Origin of the sequence: Paenibacillus sp. OK003 (genome assembly GCF_900109515.1) — a bacterium.
Taxonomy (GTDB): Bacteria; Bacillota; Bacilli; order Paenibacillales; family Paenibacillaceae; genus Paenibacillus; species Paenibacillus marchantiae.
Map to the genome: position 1 here is coordinate 141,640 of NZ_FOBD01000004.1, position 19,678 is coordinate 161,317.

The window sequence follows — 19,678 nt, forward strand, 5'->3', positions numbered from 1 at the left end:
AGACCCTGCTTTTTTTATATAAGTTATTGGCACGAAGTTAAATCTAATGCATATGAAAAATAGGGGATTTTCCAAGAAAAGGGTTGACACATCGAAACGAGTCCGCTTAATATAAACATAATATTAATGAAGGGAGGCCGAGAGATATGATGGTTGGTTATGATTTGAAATTCACAAAGACACTACGAAGCACAGACACAATTGTATATCCAGTTCATCGTCTCTTTGGCCTCATACGGGCGACATAGGGGAAGATGCATATCGTTTATCCTTGGAACGTTATTAATCGATATGCTACTTTCGGCGTATATAGCAATGGAGAACAGATGCGGCATGTTCATGCTGCTTTTGTTTTCTGTTATTGTCATGAAGAAGTCACGGGCGAACTGTCCGTGGCTTCTTTTTTGTTGGACTGAATATGGATATGAATTCGGAATAACGTTAGGTTCAATTTTGAAATGAACCGAATTAGCTGAACGTACAGGAAGGAATAATAAACATTTATGAATACACAACCTCATTTATTTACGACTCAAAATGAACTCACAGGTGGCTACCGACATGAAGTCAAATTGCCTGCTGGGGACTTAACGGTATATGCGGCACAACAACTATTCTCGTCATTGGACTATAAGGTGTTCGAGATGGCGAACAACAATCTTCAAATCCCGGGCATCTCCTATATGAGCTATACGCCTGACGTGCATGTCGGTGTAGGCACCTGCATCGGTACAACGGCGGTATGGGATGCCAAGAGTGGCTATGTATCTCCATCCATCGTAGGCAGTGATATCGGCTGTGGCATGCGGGTGCATATGACCAATTTGCATAAGGACGACCTGAAGGATGTGAAGCTGCGCCGTAAACTCGTGAAAGCCATTGAGAAAGTGCTGCCGATGGAGGCAAATCAGCGCGGTCATTACTCGGACATTCGTTTGGAGCATATTGTGCGAAAGGGTCTGCATGGATTACCTAAAAAATATATCCCGGACAGCTATACACCCAAAAAATCAACTTCCATCACTCATGTAGAGAGCAGCAAATTTGCCTTTGATGAGGAAGTGTTGAATCTGGTACCGGATATGACTTGGCATCGGGCTCATCGCCAGTTAGGAACTTTGGGTGGAGGCAATCATTTTGCCGAGATTCAAGCGATTGAGATTGCGGAGGAAAATCGGGAGATTGCGGAAGCCTGGGGTCTGTATGATGGACAAATTGTTGTCATGATTCATTCCGGTTCCCGGGCTTGGGGTGGGTATGTAAGCCAAACTAGTTCATCAGCGATTGCGAAAGTGATGCAGCGAAATGGTCTGGGGACATCCGATCCAAGACTGGTTTTTGCTCCGCTTGAACATGCGGAAGGTCTCCATTACGTCAATATGATGTATTCTGCACTGAATTATGCTGTGGTGAATCGCCATCTGATAGCTTATGCTATTCGCGAAGCGTTTCGGGATGTGTTTGGTCCAAAATGCGAATTCCGTACCCTCTATGATCTGATGCACAACTATGCATGGGAGGAATCGCACGCGGATCAAGGTTCCGTTTTTGTGCACCGCAAAGGAGCTACACGTGCATTACCTGCCGGTCATCCGGATAACCCTAAGCCATATCTGGCAACAGGTCATCCCGCGCTTATACCCGGTTCAATGGGAACTGCTTCGTATATCATGGTAGGTCAACCTGAGGGGAAGGATAACTATTACTCGATTTGTCATGGGGCAGGACGCATTCGTTCGCGTACAGCAACGAAGCGCCTGGTTACCGTGGAGGATTTTGCCTCGGCGCTGGGTGTGGGAACTGAAGATGAGATTGTAGTGAATCAGCGTTCACTTGAATCCATTATTGATGAATCACCGCAAGCGTATAAAAATGTCGATGAAATTATAGATAGTGTTACCGGCGCAGGTCTGGCTCAAGTTGTAGCCAAATGTAAACCACTTGCCGCTGTGAAGGGAGCAAAGTAATGACCAAAGATAAAGAACAATTGAATCATAATAGAGTCATCTATTCCTATGAAGAGCAACAAGACAGTCAAATCCGAAACGAAGGCTATGCCATATATGCCCGCTTGATTCGCGGCATCATTGAAGCGCTTGGCAATCAATACGGCGTTCGTTATGAACTCTATGCCAGCGATGATCCAAATAGTGAATACTGGGATTTGCTTAAAGAAGATCTGCAAAGCAATAGCACGGAAGTGGAATTGGTTGCCCGGATTTTCGAAGATCTGGAGCTGCGTACACTGCATTATGAGGACGATGGAGATGCACCAACCTATGGGGTCCACTATTCGATTCGCAACAATGTATTTGCCTATCCCCAATGGGGCGTAGCTCTCGTCCGTATTCCTTTCTTCCGGGAGAATGGGATCTATAATGAGGATTTTGTTTTTGCTACAGGAGAAGAGGAATTAAAGCAGTTTCTAGGCAGTGTAAGAGAACGGGAACGGCAGCAAAATATGAAAAAAGTCACGGTGTACACAGATGCCCGCAATGGCAGTGACCGTCATGTGGAATCCATAACCCGCGCAGTGGGGAGAGATGAGGTTGTGCTTTCTCCACAAATTAAACAGGATATTTTCCGTTCGTTGGATCAGTTTTTCGAAGCAGATCGCTCTTTTTACCGAGACTATGATATTCCGTACAAACGCGGCATTCTGCTGTACGGCCATCCTGGAAACGGAAAAACGACCCTCGTCAAATCTATTGCGGGAAGCATTCCGGGGCCTGCCGCATACTGGCAAATTACCGAATACACAAACAGTGAATCGGTTCGTGAAGTGTTCGAAGCAGCCAAGCGTTTGGCACCCATGGTACTGATTATTGAGGATATCGATTCCATGCCGGATGAAGTGCGATCCTTTTTCTTGAATACGTTGGATGGGGCAACGTCCAAAGAGGGCATTTTCCTAATTGGCACCACGAATTATCCAGAGAAAATAGACCCAGGGCTTATGAACCGTGCCGGACGGTTCGATCGGGCTTATGAAATACCGCTACCGGACGAAGGACTGCGCCTGCAATATTTGAACCAACGCGGCTTTGCTGTGTTCGCAGGGGAAGAAGGTACGCTGGAAGCTGCACGTTTGACGGATACCTTTTCCCTTGCCCAGCTTGGAGAGCTGTATGTCAGTGCCGCGCTGGAATGGCACCAGAATGGCCAGACGGACATTGTGCAGATCATTCAGTCGATGCGAGGAGAGCTGGACAAGAGTCATAAACATACCTGGCTGGCTCAGCCAGGCAAGGGGCGTGCAGGTTTTTATTAATCGAATATAACCATTAAAATATTCTCACCTCAATTGGATATACTAAGGCTGTCTGAATCAACATACAATGACTTTCGGGAGGTACATAACGCAGTCCTGAACTGTGTAAGCTGCCGGGAAAGTGACGCGATCTGTTTTCAATCCTGTGTTATAGGCTGTTAAGGCAGAGAAGAGCGCATATGAACAAAAGGTAATATACAACAATTTTCATGCCAGTTGTTTAAATGCTTCTGTAGCGGTTAATAGTAGACAGACAACAACAAAAACTTAAATTAGAGGTGAATGATATGGGTTGGTTATGGTCATTAATTATCGGTGGTATCATTGGGTGGTTGGCAGGTCTGATTGTTGGTCGTGACATTCCTGGCGGCGTTATCGGTAACATTATTGCTGGTTTTATTGGCGGATGGTTAGGTGGAGTGATTCTGGGAGACATGGGTCCTGAAATGGGCGGATTCTTCATAGTACCGGCATTAATCGGTGCCATCGTACTTGTAGCGATTGTGAGCTTGATCTTCCGTTCTATGGGTCGCAGCCGCGGGTAACGGATTCAAGATCTCTTGAATTTACAGTGAATCTGCAACAATCAGTTTGAATAACTGTTAATAGTACAGATGATTCTGAAGAGGTTGATGGAAGTCCACGGAAGTGGCTTTCCATCAACCTCTTTTTGCTTTAAGATATAGGTACAATAGAAAGGGATGAGTGTGAATGGAAAAAGCTACATTTGCCGGCGGATGCTTCTGGTGTATGGTTACACCATTTGAAGAGCAACCAGGCATTCATAGTATTGTTTCTGGCTATACCGGCGGTCACGTCGATAATCCAACATATGAGCAGGTCAAAACCGGGGAGACCGGTCATGTCGAGGTCGTTGAAATTACATTTGATCCAGAGGTATTTCCGTATGAACGTCTGTTGGAGCTATATTGGCCCCAGACGGACCCAACCGATGATGGAGGGCAATTTCAGGATCGTGGGAGTCAGTACCGGACAGCGATCTTTGTTCATAATGAACGGCAACGTGAGCTCGCAGAACGGTCCAAGCAGGAGCTGGCAGCAAGCGGACGATTCAATCAACCGATTGTGACGGAGATTCGGGATGCAGTTGTGTTCTATCCAGCAGAAGATTACCATCAGGATTACCACAAGAAAAATGAGAAGCATTATAAAGAAGACCGTGCAGTATCCGGACGGGATGAATTTATTGAAGAAAACTGGAATAATTAATTCCATTTACATTAGATCAATCCATATTGATCACATCTAAAAGCCGGGAGAGTTCCAACAGGAACTTCCCCGGCTTTTAGATGTTCAATGATCAAGAGAGTACTACCTCAATGGCTACAGAACTTATCTACGTTCTCTGCGTTAATGGGAGAACTCCCCTTTGCCAATCAAGAGTAGGGTGAAAAGGTGAACGATACTAATATACCAGTTTGCCTAGAAAGGATATACGTAAAGGGGACTCTACATCGTTTTGTGAAATAACAGAGCGCCCTGTTAACCGTTAGTCGGTCAACCAGAGCGCTCCATTTACTATTTAGCTGAGGCTGTCTTCAATACATACTTGGATAAGGCATCTTCATTGATCTGATAGATAATATGATCGTTGTACGTTGAATATCCATCGAGCAATCCAGGAGAGGATGCAAACGTATATTCATGTACTGTATCCAATGTTTGCGGATCGAGAATATAACCTTTTTTGGCGAAATCAAGTTTATACTGCCCGTCCTGTGTACGAACAACCTGCATGAGAATAGGCTGCTCTTCCTTAAATGTACGTTCAGTCACTTGGCCTTTCATGGTGTACAGCTCCAGCTTTTGGCCTGTAAACAAAGTGTAACTGTTGCCTGCGGTCTGAACATAGGCATCACCGGCAATAGCACGGCCCCAGGCGAGTTTGCCATCGGTGCCAAAGCCCATCAGCTTGTTACCTGTGTTGGCAAAATTGGCACGCATGATCACGGAGCCATCTTCCAGAATGGCCAGTGATTCACCGCCACCGTCTCCCAGAGTGTTGGCATTGCTCGGGAACTGATAGAAGGAAAGACGATTCAGCGTACGATCGTAAATCTCCACTTTGGGATTAGCTGCAGACTGCCAGAAGCTGCCCACTTTGGTTTGTTTGCTTGCATCGACTACGATTCGATCACTGCCTGCTTTAAGTACAGCACCGTTGATTGTTTTTTCCGTAATCAGTTTTCCCTTTTTGTCATACAGCGAGACGGCTGAACGAACGGAACCGTTCGATTGAACACCAGGGCTCGAAGCGATCAATAACGTATCGTCGTCCAGAAGGTACATGGATGATGAATTACTCACGTTTTTGACCCAGTTGGTTTTGCCGGAAGTATTGAACGAGTATACCTTTTTGGTTCCATCCGAATATTCCATATATACATAGGCTGTGCCGTTGCTGGTATATAGTGAATTGGAGTAGGTTGTATAAGGCCCACTTTTCTCATGGAAAATAACGTTCCATTTCAATTGTCCGGTCGTGGCATCCAGCGCCTGAAGCGAATCCAGCTGCCAATCCAGCTTCGTATTGCTGCTTGTTTTGGTCACGGGCTGGGAAGAATGCACATACACCAGATTTTTCGCAGGTACTGCATTCACTTCGTTGACGATAACGTCTTTCTCCGTATTCACTTGCGTGAGAGAGAGAGAAGATGATGTCCATGAAGGCTTAGGCAAGGGTGCATTTTGTTCTGCGGCCGCGTAGCTTGGTGTATGCAGGCTGAAGAGGAGCGTGCCACTGAGAAGAAGCGCAGCCCATGTTTTGGACTTTCGTTTGTTGGATGTATGCAAGTTATAAACCACCTTTCTTCGATTCAAAATAGAACCGATTGTTGAATTCTACCATTTCATACATGTGGAATTCAACCTGAGTGTCTGTAACCTTTTATGATAGAGGTATAAAAATTATTGTTGTTTCGAGAAGTTCAAGGGTTACAGGGAATTCATCTTCTTTCTGTTACGAGAGAAGTCTGCTATATTTAGTCGGGTGACGAGGGCTAAGAGGGGTTCAACCCTGCCAGATTAGAGGAACGACAAGGAGAACAGACATGAACTGGAATGAAAATATGACCACAGTGGGTATAGGCGTTATTATCCTTTTACTGCTCATTGCCTGGATCATTCGGCGCGCAATTCGGCGAGGGCAGCGCATACGAAGTGAGGCCAATCCGCGTAAGATTACGATTAAGGATATCGATAAAATGCAGGATGGGTCGGAATTTGAACTGTACCTGTATCATTTATTCCAACAACTCGGTTATGCCGAAGTACATAAGACGACAAGCAGCCGAGATTTTGGTGCTGACCTTGTGTTTGTGGATAGAGCAGGCAGACGTAATGTCATTCAGGCCAAGCGTTACGGAGCGAATCATCCGGTTGGACTCAGCGCAGTACAGGAGATTTACACGTCCATGCGTTATTATGAAGCAGATCGTTCCATCGTGCTCACCTCAGCCAGATATACGGAAGCATGCCGGACGCTGGCAGCGGTCAACGGGGTGAAGCTGCTGGACCGAGAGGATCTGATGGACCTGATCATGCTGTTTAAATCCAGAAGAATGGAAGAAGCACTGGAATTGATTGAGGAGGACGATCAGGAACCTGTGGAAACATGGCAATCTCGGCGGAAAAGAGTTCCACGTTAATCACCTTCACTTGTCTGCCTGCACATGATATATTGAGTGCATACCAACCAAGGGAGTGTGTTCAATTATCATGGCACGTACACAAACGCAAAAAGCATTGCGCAAAGCAGAGCGGTCAGGACAATGGTGTCCAGAGCAAAGTCGGAGAGTAAACGGAGATTATGGAGCATTATCCCAGCATGTTCGACTCATGCCCACGAGACAGGAAAAATTGCAAAAGGTCAAACACAAGAAGCGGACCCAGGATGGTGGTGCTTCTTTTTATTTTGTCTATGGTGTGCGGAGAGCTGTGTGAGGCATCAAATAGAAAAAGGCTCTTCATCTTAGTTGGAATGACATCCCTTGGACTGTTAAAATCAATGTATCTCATTTGAATTGGATCAATTATAGCTATATATCCTCCTATCTTCGATGAAGGGAAGAATTGTACATATGACAAAAGCGCTTCGCATGAATAAAAGAATCGTACGGCGTTTTTTGCTGCAAACGCAATCTTTATTGGAACGTTGGCCGGCCGTTTCCTTGCCTTCGGGTCCTGAACAGGTGATGCAGCTGATTCGCTCCCTTGGCTGCGTGCAGATTGATCCTGTCGCTGCCGTAACCGGAAATCAGCATTTGGTGCTGGGTGCTCGTGATCCGGGCTATACCTCCGAATATTTACATACGTTGTTGAGTGATCATAAAGTGTTCGAATATTTTGCCAATGCCGCCTGTGTCATTCCGATGGAGGATTATGCTCTGTTCGAACCTGTACGTGCCCGATTACGGGAGCGTCTGGCTCCTTCCCTGCAAGGGCTGGAGAATACGGTGCAGCATGTGCTGAAGCGTTTGGAAGAAGAGGGACCACTCCCGTCAAGAGCTTTTCGTGCGGTGGAACGGGTGAGTGGATATTGGGACAATGCGGATGTACCGAAAACGAAGGATACTACGCTAGCGTTAAACTTGCTGCTGGATTCGGCTGCCATTCGTGTCGTGGCAAGGCAGGGCAATGAGCGTTATTTTCATATTACGGAATCCGGACTGCTGGAGCAGGGCCAATCCATGACAGCGGAGATCGATCTTTTGACTCAAAGGCAAGCTTTGATGGACAAGTACATTTACGCATATCGGGTCGTGGATGCCCGAGATCCACGATTAGGCTGGATGAAATCCACGGCTGCCGAACGTCGGAATGATATGGCTGCACGTGTCGCAGATGGTCGCATGATCGCACTGGAGGTAGAGGACGTCGCGACGCCTTATTACATCCGTGCAGAAGATGAGGGTATGTTGCGTGAGATGGAAAGGGAAGAGCCGCATTATGATCCATCAGGTCCGGTACGATTCCTGCCTCCACTGGACAACCTGCTGTGGAGACGGGAACGGATTGTGGATTTATTTGATTTCCATTATAAGTGGGAGATATACACACCAGAGGTGAAACGAACCTACGGATATTACGCCATGCCCATTCTTCACGGCGATCGGCTGATTGGACGCATGGACCCGCGACTCGATCGCAAAACGGGCGTGCTAACGGTTCGGTTGTTATCGATGGAAGAGACTGCTCCGCCTGTGGAGGAATGGATCGCGGATTTTCGGGAGGGACTCCAGTTCTTTGCAACGATGCATGGAGCGCGATCCATCACGGTAGAGAAGACGGTGCCGAAGGGATTGAAAAAGCAGCTCAAGTCGATCTTATAGAATCGGTAGACGCCAAAAAGGGAGCGAAAGCTCGCTCCCCTAAGGCTGGACTGGACCTGTAATAAGATTGTTCTCCAATCTCACAGCCAAATTAGTTTTCAATTAATGCAAATGTGGTACTTCAACATTTGGATCAACATCTGCTTCATAATCCACGCCGTCGGTTTCGAAACCAAACAGTTGGAAGAATTCCTGACGGTATCCTACCAGATCGGACAGATCGTAGATGTTTTCGGTGGTCAGCTCGTTCCAGAGCTTCGCCACTTCTTCCTGAACGTCGGCTCTCATCTCCCAATCATCAATACGAATACGCCCTGCTTCATCGGTCGGAACTTCTCCTCCTGCATACAGGCGATCAGCGAACAAGCGTTGCAATTGCTCGATGCAGCCTTCATGCAAGCCTTTTTCCTTCATGACTTTGTATAATGCAGAGATATACAGGGGTACCACTGGAATTGCGGAGCTTGATTGGGTGACCAGCGCTTTGGCTACGGTCAGGTAAGCACGTCCGCCCTTTGCACTCAGACGATCATTCAACTTATGGGCTGTCGCTTCCAGATGATTTTTGGCCTGACCGATGGAACCATCACGATAGATCGCATGCGTAAGTTCAGGACCGATATAAGAAAAGGCAATGGTTGTTGCATTGTCGGCGAGTACGCCACCTTGCTGCAAGGCATCCATCCACAGCTCCCAATCATCTCCGCCCATCACGGTCACGGTCTGGCGAATTTCTTCTTCGGTTGCCGGATCAAGAGTAATGGAAGTCACTTCTCCCGTATGGAAATTGACTGTTTTGTTCGTGTACGATTGTCCAATCGGTTTGAGCACGGAGTTGAACACTTCACCAGTATTTGGGTCGGTACGGCGTGCCGATGCTACGCTGTAGACCACCAGATCAACCTGACCGAGTTCACTGCGAATCAGTTCAACGGCCTTTTCTCTGGTTTCATTGGCAAAGGCATCACCTGTGATGCTGTATGATTTCAGTCCTGCTTCTTCCGCAGCTTTCTCAAATGCAGCAGAGTTGTACCAGCCAGCTGAAGCCGTACGTTTTTCAGTGGCACTGCTTGGGCGGTAAATGCCGATGGTGTTGGCACCGGCACCAAATGCGGATACGACACGCGAAGCGAGTCCATATCCAGTGGAGGCTCCGATGACGAGTACATTACGTGGTCCGTTCAGTTGCGGTTGGGATTTTACATAATCAATTTGCTCCTGGACTTGTGCAGCACAGCCTACAGGATGGGAAGTTGTACAAATAAAACCACGTGTTCTTGGTTTAATAATCATTCATTTGCATCCTTTCATATTCAACTCTGGTTCTTCATTATTGGATAATGCTCTGGTACATACCTCCTTATTGTAAAACAATTGCCTCCGAAACGGAAACCGTTTCGATGGATTTGGCTAAAAGACGGTATCCGGCTTCGCATCCGGGATGATATTATATAATTTGAGCTAAACATTTCCATGATAACGGAGAGGGCAGAGCGGATCTGCAGAAGCGAAGCGTTCGCCTTTATCAACGGATTTCCCCCTTCTATAAGGGATTTCAAAAAATCTGGGGATAACAGCGATCGGAAGATGGTTCTGGCCACGTAGTGCTCTAGTGTAAAATCATTCGTTCAACTTATAGTAATTCCAGGATCGAAACGAAAGGAAGACTAGCCATGCTGAAGGAACGGATTGAATTTCTGAGCAAAAGAAAGCAAATCTCCCGCAAAGACCTCGTGGAAGGTCTGGTTACGCAGGCTCACTTTGCCAATATTCTGGCCGATCGTTATCCACTCCCTGAAGATCTGGCAGAGGCTATTGCGTCACGTCTTGGTGTTACGCCTTCCTATCTGTTAAATGCTTCTGCACAGGATGAAGAAACCCTGGCGCGGGCAGAGGCCATTTTTGAACAAATGTCAGTTCCAGCTTCCGCCATATCAGAAGAAACGGTCCATGCAATTGAAGATCGGGATGATACGCTGACAGTAGAGCTAACCACGGCTTTAATGAAGGCGGTCTATTACCAACAATTAAATGATGCATCGGCTCATGAATATATACATACATCCTATTTGAATTTTTATCTGGAGAAATACGGCCGTCCTGACGATGTGGATCTGCCCCGTCCGTTAGCAAAGGCGTTATTATATTACAAAGTGCAGTACTATCGTTCCAAGCTTGCTTATGTGGATGTGTTAACGCACGCAACCAGGCTAAGTGAATTGGCCCTTCCTGGCAGTGAATTCTGGCTGTCTGTGCAAAATATCAAGATGGAAGCCTACATTCAGGTCAAACAGTACGAAGAGGCCAAGCAGGTATTCGATCTCACCATGAGACATGTCTATGATCAGCGGCTGTTTCATCGGTTGTCCGGTTTATATGTGGCGTACAGCGGATATTGCTTTGCAATGGGACTTGTAAAGGAGGCGCTTTCGGCATTGACCATGGCAGAGGCAAATCTGGTGTATGCCGGTAATCAGGGCGATCTGGTCACTGCCATTGCCAATAATCGGATTGTCATGTTAACCATGACGGGGGAGCTGGATCAGGCGCAGTCGGAGATCGAGCGATTCGAATCCCTGTTGCAGCAGGAACCTGAAGAAACCCAGCAGGCCATGAAGCCTTTAGTGAATGTGTATCGGTGTGAAGTGGCACTGGCACGAAAGAACTGGGGGGTACTCGCGCAGAGTGTGGATCAACTGTTGAATTGTGCAACGACTCAGGATCAGCAGATGAGTGCAACCTTCTACCAAAGTCATCTGGCCCTTGCACATGGAGATCGTGAAGTGTTCATGGAGCGTGCGCTCGCATGTCTGCCTTATTTTGAGTCCGTGCAGCATGTCATGCGTCTTGAACCTTTATATGAGGGAATGGCCGTGGTGTCCGAGGATCAGCGAAAATATAAGGAAGCCGCCATGTATTATCGGAAGCTGGTCTACCTGTTACGCAAAAAATAGATCGAGAATCGGCTTGGAACCGCCGTTTTTTTACATGATTTTGTTCAATACCGGTGCATTAGGCACAAAATATGCCTCCAAACCTTTCATTCAAGAGTCGTTTTCGGCTCTTTTTTTGCGAAATCAACCAAAAAGCGTGTTAAAGAAACGAAAATCCAGTGGTTCAATTGCCGGAAGTTTCGTTTCTTTTGTATGCGGCCAGAAGGGTATTCAAGGACAAGCCGTCCTGTTTATACTTTAACTATAACCAAAAACAAAAAAAACGAGGTGTTCATTATGGGATGGTTTGGTAAAAAGAACAAGCAGGAAGATGTGATTGCAAAGGCAGATAAAATGATGAATAAAGGACTTACGGGCATGATGATGAAAGGTTTTGTATCGAAGGAGCATCGGGAAGCCATTAACCAGAGTCTGGATTCAGCGAAGCAGGCACAACTGGCGGCAAGTGGTTCCCTTCCCTTAACCGCAACAGCCACGGTAATCACGATCACCGATACGGGCAAGCTGATCAATTTTGATCCAATTGTTGTGCTTGTGCTGGATGTAACAGAGACGAATGGAAATCAGTATCAGCGAACATTGGAAACACTGGTGTCCAAGATGCAGATTCCGCGCGTGGGAGATCGGGTGGGTCTGGGGCAAAATCCAGCAAATCCGACAGAGTTGATCTACATGGGGCTGTTGTCCATCTAGAAGGTGTTCGAACTGCAAAAGGGCAGGTTATTATGTATTGAATACAACTAACAACGAATAATAGAGATATAGAGAGGGTGGGGAAGATGGTAGGTTTCCTGAGATTGGTCGGTGTGTTGACCGTGTTTGGGGTGGGCTTCTCCCCATTTCTGGCACAGCAGCTGTGGAATGATCCTTTTATCATTATGCAGGCATGGTGGTATACACCAGCGATTTTTGCCGGATTTGGGCTGATCTTTATTCCCTCCATTTTGGCTAATATCTTCGGTGTTGGGAGAGTGAAGTCAGGATTACCAGCGGTTGGTGTCATTAAAAGCATCCAGCAGACGGGTACGTATATTAATGAGCAGCCGGAAGTTCGACTGGGCCTGACCGTCTCGCGTAAAGGGCGTGAGAAATACGATACCGAGTTGAGAACGATCATACCGTTGACTTCAATGTCTCAATTCCAGCCGGGCAGCTTAATTCCCTTAGTGGTCTCTGTGAAGGATGAACACAAGGTAGGGCTTGATCTGAAGGGAAGGCTATCGCAGGAAGATATACAGCAATTGCTGGATGAGAAGATGGTGCAGCATGGCGTGGCACCTGAGATGATGGATATTGCACGAACGGGCGAGAAAGCGCTGGCCAAAATTTTGGATGTTACTCCACTTGGAAGCGGAGGTAATGGCAAAATAAAACTTCAGCTAACGCTTAGTGTAACGAAGTCAAATGGAGAGACGTTTAAGGTGACCATACCGAAGGAAATTTATCCATCTGTCCTACCTCAGGTTCAGCAAGGTCATATTATTAACGTGATCTATTCGAAGCAGGACCCGTCAAAGTTGATGCTGGCACTGAGTGTACAGGAAGAACAACTAAGCAATTTATTCTCATCCTGATGCTGCTTGAACAAAAAACCTGTACCATCACGATTCAAGTGATGGGCAGGTTTATTTTGTGTATTTTATTTTAGGGGAGATCTGGATGAGCTTAGCTTAAAATCAGACGATGCCCAGGCGCATCCGATATGAGAATAGAACTTGTCTCGATTCTCCGGCAAAAATGCGAGTAGCCAGCTGTCTGAATGCGTCAGCTACCTCGAGCAGATTAGTAGCTCCGAGTTTCACTGCCGTTTGCAGGCCGCCTTGGCTCAGTGCCAGATTGACGTATCGGTCCGCATCGAATGTTTCCCGGTGGTGAAACACAATTTCACGTGAATAACGGAACAAGCCGGACTGCTGAATCTGCTGCAAGTGACCGTCTTTATTCCATTTATGTGCCTGATTTTCCTGGGGAGCCAGACTGGCAGCACGATGATCTGCCTCCGTATTCAACTGCAGATAGGCTTGTTCCAGCTGCCAATCGACCACGGGCGGCCAGTCACAGTCGTAGGCAGCAAATATGCCTCCTGGACGCAGTACACGTGCAAATTCGCGCAGTGTGGACTGGGGCTCCATCCAGTGGAATGACTGTGAGCAGGTCACAACATCCACACTGCCATCAGGCAGTCCCAGTTCGTGCGACAGGCCGGAGACAAAGCGAAGATGGTCCGGTTTGCCTGCCGCTTCCCATTTGAACTCTGCGACAGCTCTCATATCATCGCTTGGCTCGAAGCTAATAACACGTTCTGCCTCATTTAGCCAAATCCATGTTGATAAGCCGGTACCACAGCCAACATCCGCAACCATGCGAGGTTTGCTGCCCAAATAATTCGTCAGAATATCTACGACCTCGGTGGGCGCAGCAGGCCGGTTCTGGTCATATAACGTACCGAAACCCTTGAATCGTTCCACATTGTTACGTCTAATGTCTTGCATGGACAAACCTCCTTCAGGAAATGGATCGATAGCCAAGCAAAAGAATCAACAGATGATCAGAGCTTCATTATATCATTCATTTTCCAACCTGTTGTTAACGACCTGTTGCAAATGCTCTACCGCTTTGATATGTCGTCTGAGCAGTTCCTGTCCGATGTGTAGAGGCTTGATTACGGTCAGGTCAGATCCAAACGACATCAGGAAGGAGTACAGCCATTCTCCCTCATTCAGTTCTAGGGCAACGCGCAGCCTGCCATCGGGCTCTTTTTCAACGCGTGACGGTTCAAAAAAATCATACACCCTATATGCAATAGAGTTGGAGAACGACAGTTCCAGAGCGATTTGGTTGATAGAGACTTGTGTCTCATTTTCCGTTGATCCGATGTTTATGTTGTTTCCGGGGGCCGTTGGCAGAAATTTCAACTGGGTAATGCGTTTCATTTTGAACGTCTGAAATTCGTTTCGGTCGGGCTCATCATGAATGTATCCTTTGAAATACCAGGTACTGTTCTTGAACAAAAGTTTGAGCGGCTCAACCGTCGGCACACTCTTCTCTCCATCCGAATTGACATAGTGAAACGTAATCCATTGATTGGTGAAGATCGCTTGTTTGACCTGGTTGAACAGTTCCCTCTCCTGCTGTGGAATGCTGCCCCATGGTGAAAAGTCGAACTCGATCCAATCCAGCTTATGATCAAACAGTGCGGTTAAACGTTTGAGCATATGGGCAGTGTTAAGGTGAGGGATGGCGCTGACGCTATATAATCCAAGCAAAATTTCATTCTGATCATCTTCGGACAACAGGGATTTGTCCATGACAAAGTTGTCCATGAGATGGATTCCGCCATGCTTTCCGGTTGTCGTGTATACGGGAATGCCCGCCGCACTCAGTCTGTCGATATCACGGTACACCGTACGCACGGATATCTCGAACAAACGCGCAAGCTCGGGGGCGGTAGCTTTCTTTTTCTCCAATAACAGCAATAGCATTCTGAATAATCGGTTATTTTCCATGCCGACATTATACCATGACAATAGGTGTCAGGGTATGGGTGGTACACTTGTGTTAGAGTCTCACCAAGAACATGAAGGAGGAATTGATGATGTCGATGAAAGACGGATTTTTCTGGGGTGGCGCAACGGCTGCCAATCAGTTTGAAGGTGGATGGGACAAGGGCGGTAAAGGCCCAAGTACTTCCGATATGATGACAGGTGGAACGCACACGACACCACGGCGGATTACGCCTGTACTGGAAGAGGGCACGTATTATCCGAGCCATGAAGCGGTTGATTTTTACGGTCACTACAAAGAGGATATTGCCCTGATGGCCGAAATGGGCTTCAAAATGTTCCGCATGTCCATTAACTGGTCCAGAATCTACCCGAACGGGTATGATCTGGAGCCAAACGAAGAGGGATTGCAGTTCTATGACAACGTCTTTGCCGAGTTGAAAAAGTACAACATTGAACCACTCGTGACCATTTCTCACTACGAGACGCCATTTGGTCTGACCCAGAAATATAACGGCTGGGCTTCCCGCGAAGTGATTGATTGTTATATCCGATATTGTACAACCCTCTTTACCCGATACAAAGATCAGGTGAAATACTGGCTGACCTTCAATGAGATTAACTGTCTGACGATGCCAATGGGGGCTTATATGGCCGCAGGTATCCTGTTTGAAGGTAAAGAGACACTAATCGATGGCGTTGATGATCCTCAGACCCGCTTCCAGGCGCTGCATCACCAATTTGTTGCAAGCGCAAAAGCGGTGAAGCTGGGACATGAAATCAATCCTGATTTCCAAATTGGCTGTATGGTCGCTTTTATGACAACATATCCGAATACATGCAACCCGGACGATATTTTGCTCGCGCAGAAGAAGGACCAGCTGTCCAACATGATCTGTGGAGACGTACAGGTTCGTGGAGCGTACCCTGGGTTCGCCAAACGTTTCTTCGCCGAAGAAGGCATCCAGATCGAGATGCAGCCGGAAGATGCTCAGACTCTGCGTGAAGGCTGCGTAGACTTCTATTCCTTTAGCTATTACATGTCCTTGGTCGAGAGTGCGGATGAGTCGTTGGATAGAGCAGAGGGAAATCTGCTGGGCGGCATCAAAAATCCGTATCTGGAAGCTTCCGACTGGGGCTGGCAGATCGATCCGAAAGGATTGCGTTACACCCTGAACCACCTGTATGACCGGTACCAGATTCCATTGATGGTTGTGGAGAACGGATTGGGTGCAGTGGATGTTGTGGAGGAAGATGGCTCCATTCAGGATGACTATCGCATTGATTACTTGAGAGGTCATATTGAACAAATGAAAGAAGCCGTTGCCGACGGTGTAGATCTTATCGCTTACACGATGTGGGGATGTATCGACTTGGTCAGCGCATCCACGGGCGAGATGAAGAAACGTTATGGCTTCATTCATGTGAACAAGGACAATGATGGCAATGGTGATCTGAGCAGAACACCGAAGAAGAGCTTCCACTGGTACAAAAAAGTCATTGAATCCAATGGAGAGGAGCTCTAAGTTGCCACTGTAAAATAGATTCATAATGACGTAGAAGAACCTCACTGGTGCTGGATGCACTCGTGAGGTTCTTTGCGTTTGGTTTGTTTTCAAGCATGGGTTGGATCATTGCATGCTGAGCGAGAAAGCCTAAGCCAGAGGCTTGGACTGTAATAGGGAAAGGCGTCCCAGATGTCGCTGATAGAACCATATACATATGGCAAGCCAGCATCCACTTAGAAAGTACCCACCCACGACATCACTGGGATAGTGCACACCCAGATAAATTCGGCTCATTCCAATCGTCAGGATAAAGATTGCACTTACGATAATCATGAGTACACGTCCAGTCGCTGTGGGTACATGCTTCCAGATCAGGAAGGCCAAGCCGCCATACAAGCTAAACGCTGCCATCGAATGGCCACTTGGGAAGCTGTAACCACTCACCTCAATAATTCGGTTAATCGTAGGTCTGGCGCGCTGGAATACCAGCTTAATCAATGCATTTAGCAAAGTCGAGCCCGCAATGACACAGGCCAGAAAGAGCAGTTCGCTTTTGTGCCTGAGGTAGATATACAGCACAAGCATGGCGAGAATGGTAATGACAACTACAGGCAATTCGCTGCCAATCCAGGTAAAGAGCTGCATGAACCGTGTCATTCCGGGTGATTCCATGCCCTGAATCCAGCCAATCAAGGTATCGTCAAAGACGTGGATCTGGTTGTTGCTGATGGACAGGGCGATACTTACAAATGCAATGAGGCATAACGCTGCAACGAGCAGCGGGATGGAGATATTCTTTTTCCAATGCTGATTCAAGTGACGGTTTCCTCCAGGGTGTCTGATTTCTAATAATGCTCAATACAGTATTCGTATTATGCTATAATCTTACAATAAATATGGCTTCAAACAAAATGTGAACGGTTACAAGATGGGTGTTACAATCTGAGCCGGGGGTGAAAGGATGAAGCGCTTAGTATGGTTTGCATTGATTTTGTTGTTGGCTGGATTGGGTTACACGGCATTTCCTGGGGAGAAGGCTTATGCTTGCAGCTGTGTAGAAGCGAATGCCCAAGAGAAGCTGAAGACGTCCACGGCGGTTTTCACAGGTAAAGTAGTAAAGAAGGGAGGAACACAAATATTCAGCCCTGACCGAGTGAGAGCATATACCTTTGAAGTGGATACCGCATGGAAGGGTGTGAGTGCCAAACGAATGACCGTCATGGGTAATGATGCCGGTTCGGATTCTTGTGGCATTCAATTGGAGAAGAACCAATCCTATCTGATCTTTGCTTATCAGAATAAAATGGACGATAAACTGCATACGAATCTTTGCAGTGGCAATCTTTCCGTTGATCAAGCTGGAGACGCGTTGAAGCTGCTGGGAGCAGGAAAAGCAGTGAGTCAGGATGATTTTGGAGAAGTGGATTATGGAAGAAGTTGGTCATTTTATTTCATAATATATGGTGGGGTTATTCTAATGCTTATATTGGTAAGTGGCTGGATCTGGAGAAGGAAGAAGCGCGCCTGATGTTAAGATCTGATTCAAGGGGAAATGGTATAACGGGAACGAACGAAAAAATAAATCCCCGTGTGGAACGTTGAGATCAGCTCGCGCTCCATGCGGGGATTTTATACATTTGGTCGGATAATCGTACCGATTCAATTAGTTTAACTGCAGCATATATTCATAAGCCGTGATCCCGAATACTCGTTTAAAGTGTCTGTTCAGATGAGTCAGATCAACAAAACCACATTCGGCTACAGCGGAGTACACATCCTTATGCGTTTCAATGGACTGTCTGGCACGCTCCACCTTGCAATTCAGAAAAAACTGATAAGGCGATATGCCGGCATGGGACTTGAACTCGCGGATAAATTGAAACTTGGACATGTTGAATTCTGCACACAGGTCGTCCAGCTTCAGCACATCTTCAATACTGCAAAACATCATTTCTTTTGCTTTTCGAACCAGATTGTCCTGAGGCCGCCACAACTTGGTGTCCATTTCCGATTGCGAGAGTAATTGCAACAGGCCCAAGAGCAGTTCACTGCATCTCGCTTCATCCTGTCCGTTTTGAACAGCATCATTCAGCATCAGGATGCTTCGTGCAAGCACAGGGTCATAGACGATGGGGCTATTAAAACGCAATTCCTTTTTCCCTAGAACCTCTTCGACCAAATCCGGCTTCAGATAAAGCATGACATAGTCTATGCCGGCTTTGTCATAGGAACTTCCATCGTGGGACTGTTCCCGGTTGAATAACATCACGCCGTTTTTGTGAGAGGCCTGATAATGTCCGTCGAGATGGTATTGCTGAATACCACGAAGCGTGACTCCTACTGCATATTCCTCGTGGCAATGCTTTTTATAGGTGAAATCCGTAAAGCTGGCGGATAAAGCCAGTACGTCCTGTGATTTCTTATAGTTAAACAATTCCATGCTGCACACACCTCCCGCGCGTTAGATGATTCCCGATACCATAATGGCTGAGTATAGCAAAAAAAGAGCCATAAGCATACTCACTGCTTTTTGATGACGATTGAGTAACGTTCTGAAGACGGAGCCAAACACGACCCAACTGGAATAGGCCATGAAGCCGATGATGGTAATGATAATTACGAACAGAAACGTTGACATGTTGCTATCGTAGTACGGCAGCACATAGCTGGGAATGACAGTGAACGTGAACAGAACCACTTTTGGATTCACAAACTGCATGATTAAACCGTTCAGAAACCCCGTAACGTGCTTCGATGCCGTCTCGGTGGAACCCATTTTATAGACTTGATAAGCCAGATATATCATATAAACACTACCCACGATCTGCATCACATGGAGAATGCCAGGCAATATCTCAGCGAGAAGATGATTAAGAAGAGCAGAAGCAGCTAGTAATAAGCCAAATGCAACGGTGGCACCCCACACATACTCCATCGTTTTCCGGGGACCAACCTGCCCGACGGAAGTGAGAATCACAATATTGCTGGGGCCAGGTGTAAAGGTAACGACAATACAATAGATGAAAAAAGATGTAAGATTCATAGGGCCTCCCCAAGTTGTAGTTACATGATCATACTCCGGGGAGGCATT

The 19,678-nt window shown here is 46.8% G+C and carries 19 protein-coding genes; 12 read left to right on the plus strand and 7 right to left on the minus strand.

The genetic code is table 11. From position 1 onward, the window contains the following. The first annotated feature begins 503 nt into the window (after positions 1-503). The 4 genes from BMW94_RS07655 (at position 504) to msrA (ending at position 4,501) form a co-directional block, all read left to right on the plus strand. The gene (locus BMW94_RS07655) at positions 504-1,967 is read left to right on the plus strand and encodes an RtcB family protein (protein WP_175480615.1); all 1,464 of its coding nucleotides are present in this window, start codon (positions 504-506) and stop codon (positions 1,965-1,967) included. Beyond that, positions 1,967-3,271, plus strand: coding sequence for an AAA family ATPase (locus BMW94_RS07660; protein WP_090996572.1), 1,305 nt, complete (start codon positions 1,967-1,969; stop codon positions 3,269-3,271). The genes BMW94_RS07655 and BMW94_RS07660 overlap by 1 nt, the downstream gene beginning before the upstream one ends. A 287-nt stretch (positions 3,272-3,558) precedes the next feature. Next, on the plus strand, positions 3,559-3,816 hold the full coding sequence (locus tag BMW94_RS07665) for a GlsB/YeaQ/YmgE family stress response membrane protein (RefSeq protein WP_090996574.1): 258 nt from the start codon (positions 3,559-3,561) through the stop codon (positions 3,814-3,816). A gap of 166 nt (positions 3,817-3,982) precedes the next feature. Next, positions 3,983-4,501, plus strand: a complete 519-nt coding sequence (gene msrA, locus BMW94_RS07670) for a peptide-methionine (S)-S-oxide reductase MsrA (RefSeq protein WP_090996577.1) — start codon at positions 3,983-3,985, stop codon at positions 4,499-4,501. Positions 4,502-4,810: 309 nt separating this feature from the next. Here msrA and BMW94_RS07675 read toward each other — a convergent pair whose 3' ends face one another. After that, entirely contained in the window at positions 4,811-6,085 is a 1,275-nt protein-coding gene (locus BMW94_RS07675; protein ID WP_090996580.1) for a hypothetical protein, read from the minus strand. A gap of 257 nt (positions 6,086-6,342) precedes the next feature. Between BMW94_RS07675 and BMW94_RS07680 the strand changes: the two genes are divergently transcribed. The 3 genes from BMW94_RS07680 (at position 6,343) to BMW94_RS07690 (ending at position 8,622) form a co-directional block, all read left to right on the plus strand. Continuing rightward, the gene (locus tag BMW94_RS07680) at positions 6,343-6,939 is read left to right on the plus strand and encodes a restriction endonuclease (RefSeq protein WP_090996583.1); all 597 of its coding nucleotides are present in this window, start codon (positions 6,343-6,345) and stop codon (positions 6,937-6,939) included. A 70-nt stretch (positions 6,940-7,009) separates the two neighbouring features. Further along, complete coding sequence (locus BMW94_RS07685; protein WP_090996586.1) at positions 7,010-7,234, plus strand: hypothetical protein; 225 nt, start codon at positions 7,010-7,012, stop codon at positions 7,232-7,234. A 137-nt stretch (positions 7,235-7,371) separates the two neighbouring features. Further along, positions 7,372-8,622: a DNA glycosylase AlkZ-like family protein gene (locus tag BMW94_RS07690; RefSeq protein ID WP_090996590.1), complete on the plus strand. Its 1,251-nt coding sequence runs from the start codon at positions 7,372-7,374 to the stop codon at positions 8,620-8,622. 102 nt (positions 8,623-8,724) lie between these two features. Here BMW94_RS07690 and fabV read toward each other — a convergent pair whose 3' ends face one another. Further along, positions 8,725-9,915, minus strand: coding sequence for an enoyl-ACP reductase FabV (fabV, locus tag BMW94_RS07695; protein ID WP_090996593.1), 1,191 nt, complete (start codon positions 9,913-9,915; stop codon positions 8,725-8,727). A 380-nt stretch (positions 9,916-10,295) separates the two neighbouring features. Here fabV and BMW94_RS07700 point away from each other — a divergent pair, with 380 nt between their 5' ends. The 3 genes from BMW94_RS07700 (at position 10,296) to BMW94_RS07710 (ending at position 13,150) form a co-directional block, all read left to right on the plus strand. Then, the gene (locus tag BMW94_RS07700) at positions 10,296-11,576 is read left to right on the plus strand and encodes a helix-turn-helix transcriptional regulator (protein ID WP_090996596.1); all 1,281 of its coding nucleotides are present in this window, start codon (positions 10,296-10,298) and stop codon (positions 11,574-11,576) included. A 276-nt stretch (positions 11,577-11,852) separates the two neighbouring features. Further along, on the plus strand, positions 11,853-12,269 hold the full coding sequence (locus tag BMW94_RS07705) for a hypothetical protein (protein WP_090996599.1): 417 nt from the start codon (positions 11,853-11,855) through the stop codon (positions 12,267-12,269). A gap of 86 nt (positions 12,270-12,355) precedes the next feature. Then, positions 12,356-13,150: a hypothetical protein gene (locus BMW94_RS07710; RefSeq protein WP_090996602.1), complete on the plus strand. Its 795-nt coding sequence runs from the start codon at positions 12,356-12,358 to the stop codon at positions 13,148-13,150. Positions 13,151-13,252: 102 nt separating this feature from the next. Here the strand turns inward: BMW94_RS07710 and BMW94_RS07715 are convergent, their stop codons facing one another. Both BMW94_RS07715 and BMW94_RS07720 read right to left on the minus strand, forming a co-directional pair. Then, a complete protein-coding gene (locus tag BMW94_RS07715; RefSeq protein ID WP_090996605.1) occupies positions 13,253-14,068 on the minus strand; it encodes a class I SAM-dependent methyltransferase in 816 nt (271 codons plus the stop codon). Positions 14,069-14,140: 72 nt separating this feature from the next. Continuing rightward, a complete protein-coding gene (locus BMW94_RS07720; RefSeq protein WP_254790160.1) occupies positions 14,141-15,082 on the minus strand; it encodes a helix-turn-helix transcriptional regulator in 942 nt (313 codons plus the stop codon). 86 nt (positions 15,083-15,168) lie between these two features. On the opposite strand from BMW94_RS07720, the gene BMW94_RS07725 reads away from it, so the two are divergent. Continuing rightward, the gene (locus BMW94_RS07725) at positions 15,169-16,605 is read left to right on the plus strand and encodes a glycoside hydrolase family 1 protein (RefSeq protein WP_175480616.1); all 1,437 of its coding nucleotides are present in this window, start codon (positions 15,169-15,171) and stop codon (positions 16,603-16,605) included. A 129-nt stretch (positions 16,606-16,734) separates the two neighbouring features. On the opposite strand, the gene BMW94_RS07730 is transcribed toward BMW94_RS07725, so the two are convergent. Further along, positions 16,735-17,403 carry a phosphatase PAP2 family protein gene (locus BMW94_RS07730; protein ID WP_090996611.1) on the minus strand — a complete coding sequence of 223 codons (669 nt, stop codon included), beginning with the start codon at positions 17,401-17,403 and terminating at the stop codon, positions 16,735-16,737. Positions 17,404-17,548: 145 nt separating this feature from the next. Here BMW94_RS07730 and BMW94_RS07735 point away from each other — a divergent pair, with 145 nt between their 5' ends. After that, positions 17,549-18,115: a hypothetical protein gene (locus BMW94_RS07735; protein WP_090996614.1), complete on the plus strand. Its 567-nt coding sequence runs from the start codon at positions 17,549-17,551 to the stop codon at positions 18,113-18,115. Between the two features lie 135 nt (positions 18,116-18,250). On the opposite strand, the gene BMW94_RS07740 is transcribed toward BMW94_RS07735, so the two are convergent. Together BMW94_RS07740 and BMW94_RS07745 are read right to left on the minus strand one after the other, a co-directional pair. Continuing rightward, positions 18,251-19,027, minus strand: a complete 777-nt coding sequence (locus BMW94_RS07740) for an AraC family transcriptional regulator (protein ID WP_090996617.1) — start codon at positions 19,025-19,027, stop codon at positions 18,251-18,253. A 21-nt stretch (positions 19,028-19,048) separates the two neighbouring features. Then, complete coding sequence (locus tag BMW94_RS07745) at positions 19,049-19,630, minus strand: LysE family translocator (protein WP_090996620.1); 582 nt, start codon at positions 19,628-19,630, stop codon at positions 19,049-19,051. Positions 19,631-19,678 lie beyond the last annotated feature (48 nt).

Excerpts from the sequence above, each read along its gene's own strand:
- BMW94_RS07705 (WP_090996599.1), top strand. The coding sequence starts at position 11,853 with ATGGGATGGTTTGGTAAAAAGAACAAGCAGGAAGATGTGATTGCAAAG.
- BMW94_RS07665 (WP_090996574.1), top strand. The coding sequence starts at position 3,559 with ATGGGTTGGTTATGGTCATTAATTATCGGTGGTATCATTGGGTGGTTG.
- BMW94_RS07690 (WP_090996590.1), top strand. The coding sequence starts at position 7,372 with ATGACAAAAGCGCTTCGCATGAATAAAAGAATCGTACGGCGTTTTTTG.
- BMW94_RS07740 (WP_090996617.1), bottom strand. The coding sequence starts at position 19,027 with ATGGAATTGTTTAACTATAAGAAATCACAGGACGTACTGGCTTTATCC.
- BMW94_RS07685 (WP_090996586.1), top strand. The coding sequence starts at position 7,010 with ATGGCACGTACACAAACGCAAAAAGCATTGCGCAAAGCAGAGCGGTCA.
- BMW94_RS07700 (WP_090996596.1), top strand. The coding sequence starts at position 10,296 with ATGCTGAAGGAACGGATTGAATTTCTGAGCAAAAGAAAGCAAATCTCC.
- BMW94_RS07660 (WP_090996572.1), top strand. The coding sequence starts at position 1,967 with ATGACCAAAGATAAAGAACAATTGAATCATAATAGAGTCATCTATTCC.
- BMW94_RS07710 (WP_090996602.1), top strand. The coding sequence starts at position 12,356 with ATGGTAGGTTTCCTGAGATTGGTCGGTGTGTTGACCGTGTTTGGGGTG.
- msrA (WP_090996577.1), top strand. The coding sequence starts at position 3,983 with ATGGAAAAAGCTACATTTGCCGGCGGATGCTTCTGGTGTATGGTTACA.
- BMW94_RS07655 (WP_175480615.1), top strand. The coding sequence starts at position 504 with ATGAATACACAACCTCATTTATTTACGACTCAAAATGAACTCACAGGT.
- BMW94_RS07725 (WP_175480616.1), top strand. The coding sequence starts at position 15,169 with ATGATGTCGATGAAAGACGGATTTTTCTGGGGTGGCGCAACGGCTGCC.
- BMW94_RS07720 (WP_254790160.1), bottom strand. The coding sequence starts at position 15,082 with ATGGAAAATAACCGATTATTCAGAATGCTATTGCTGTTATTGGAGAAA.
- BMW94_RS07745 (WP_090996620.1), bottom strand. The coding sequence starts at position 19,630 with ATGAATCTTACATCTTTTTTCATCTATTGTATTGTCGTTACCTTTACA.
- BMW94_RS07680 (WP_090996583.1), top strand. The coding sequence starts at position 6,343 with ATGAACTGGAATGAAAATATGACCACAGTGGGTATAGGCGTTATTATC.
- fabV (WP_090996593.1), bottom strand. The coding sequence starts at position 9,915 with ATGATTATTAAACCAAGAACACGTGGTTTTATTTGTACAACTTCCCAT.
- BMW94_RS07715 (WP_090996605.1), bottom strand. The coding sequence starts at position 14,068 with ATGCAAGACATTAGACGTAACAATGTGGAACGATTCAAGGGTTTCGGT.
- BMW94_RS07735 (WP_090996614.1), top strand. The coding sequence starts at position 17,549 with ATGAAGCGCTTAGTATGGTTTGCATTGATTTTGTTGTTGGCTGGATTG.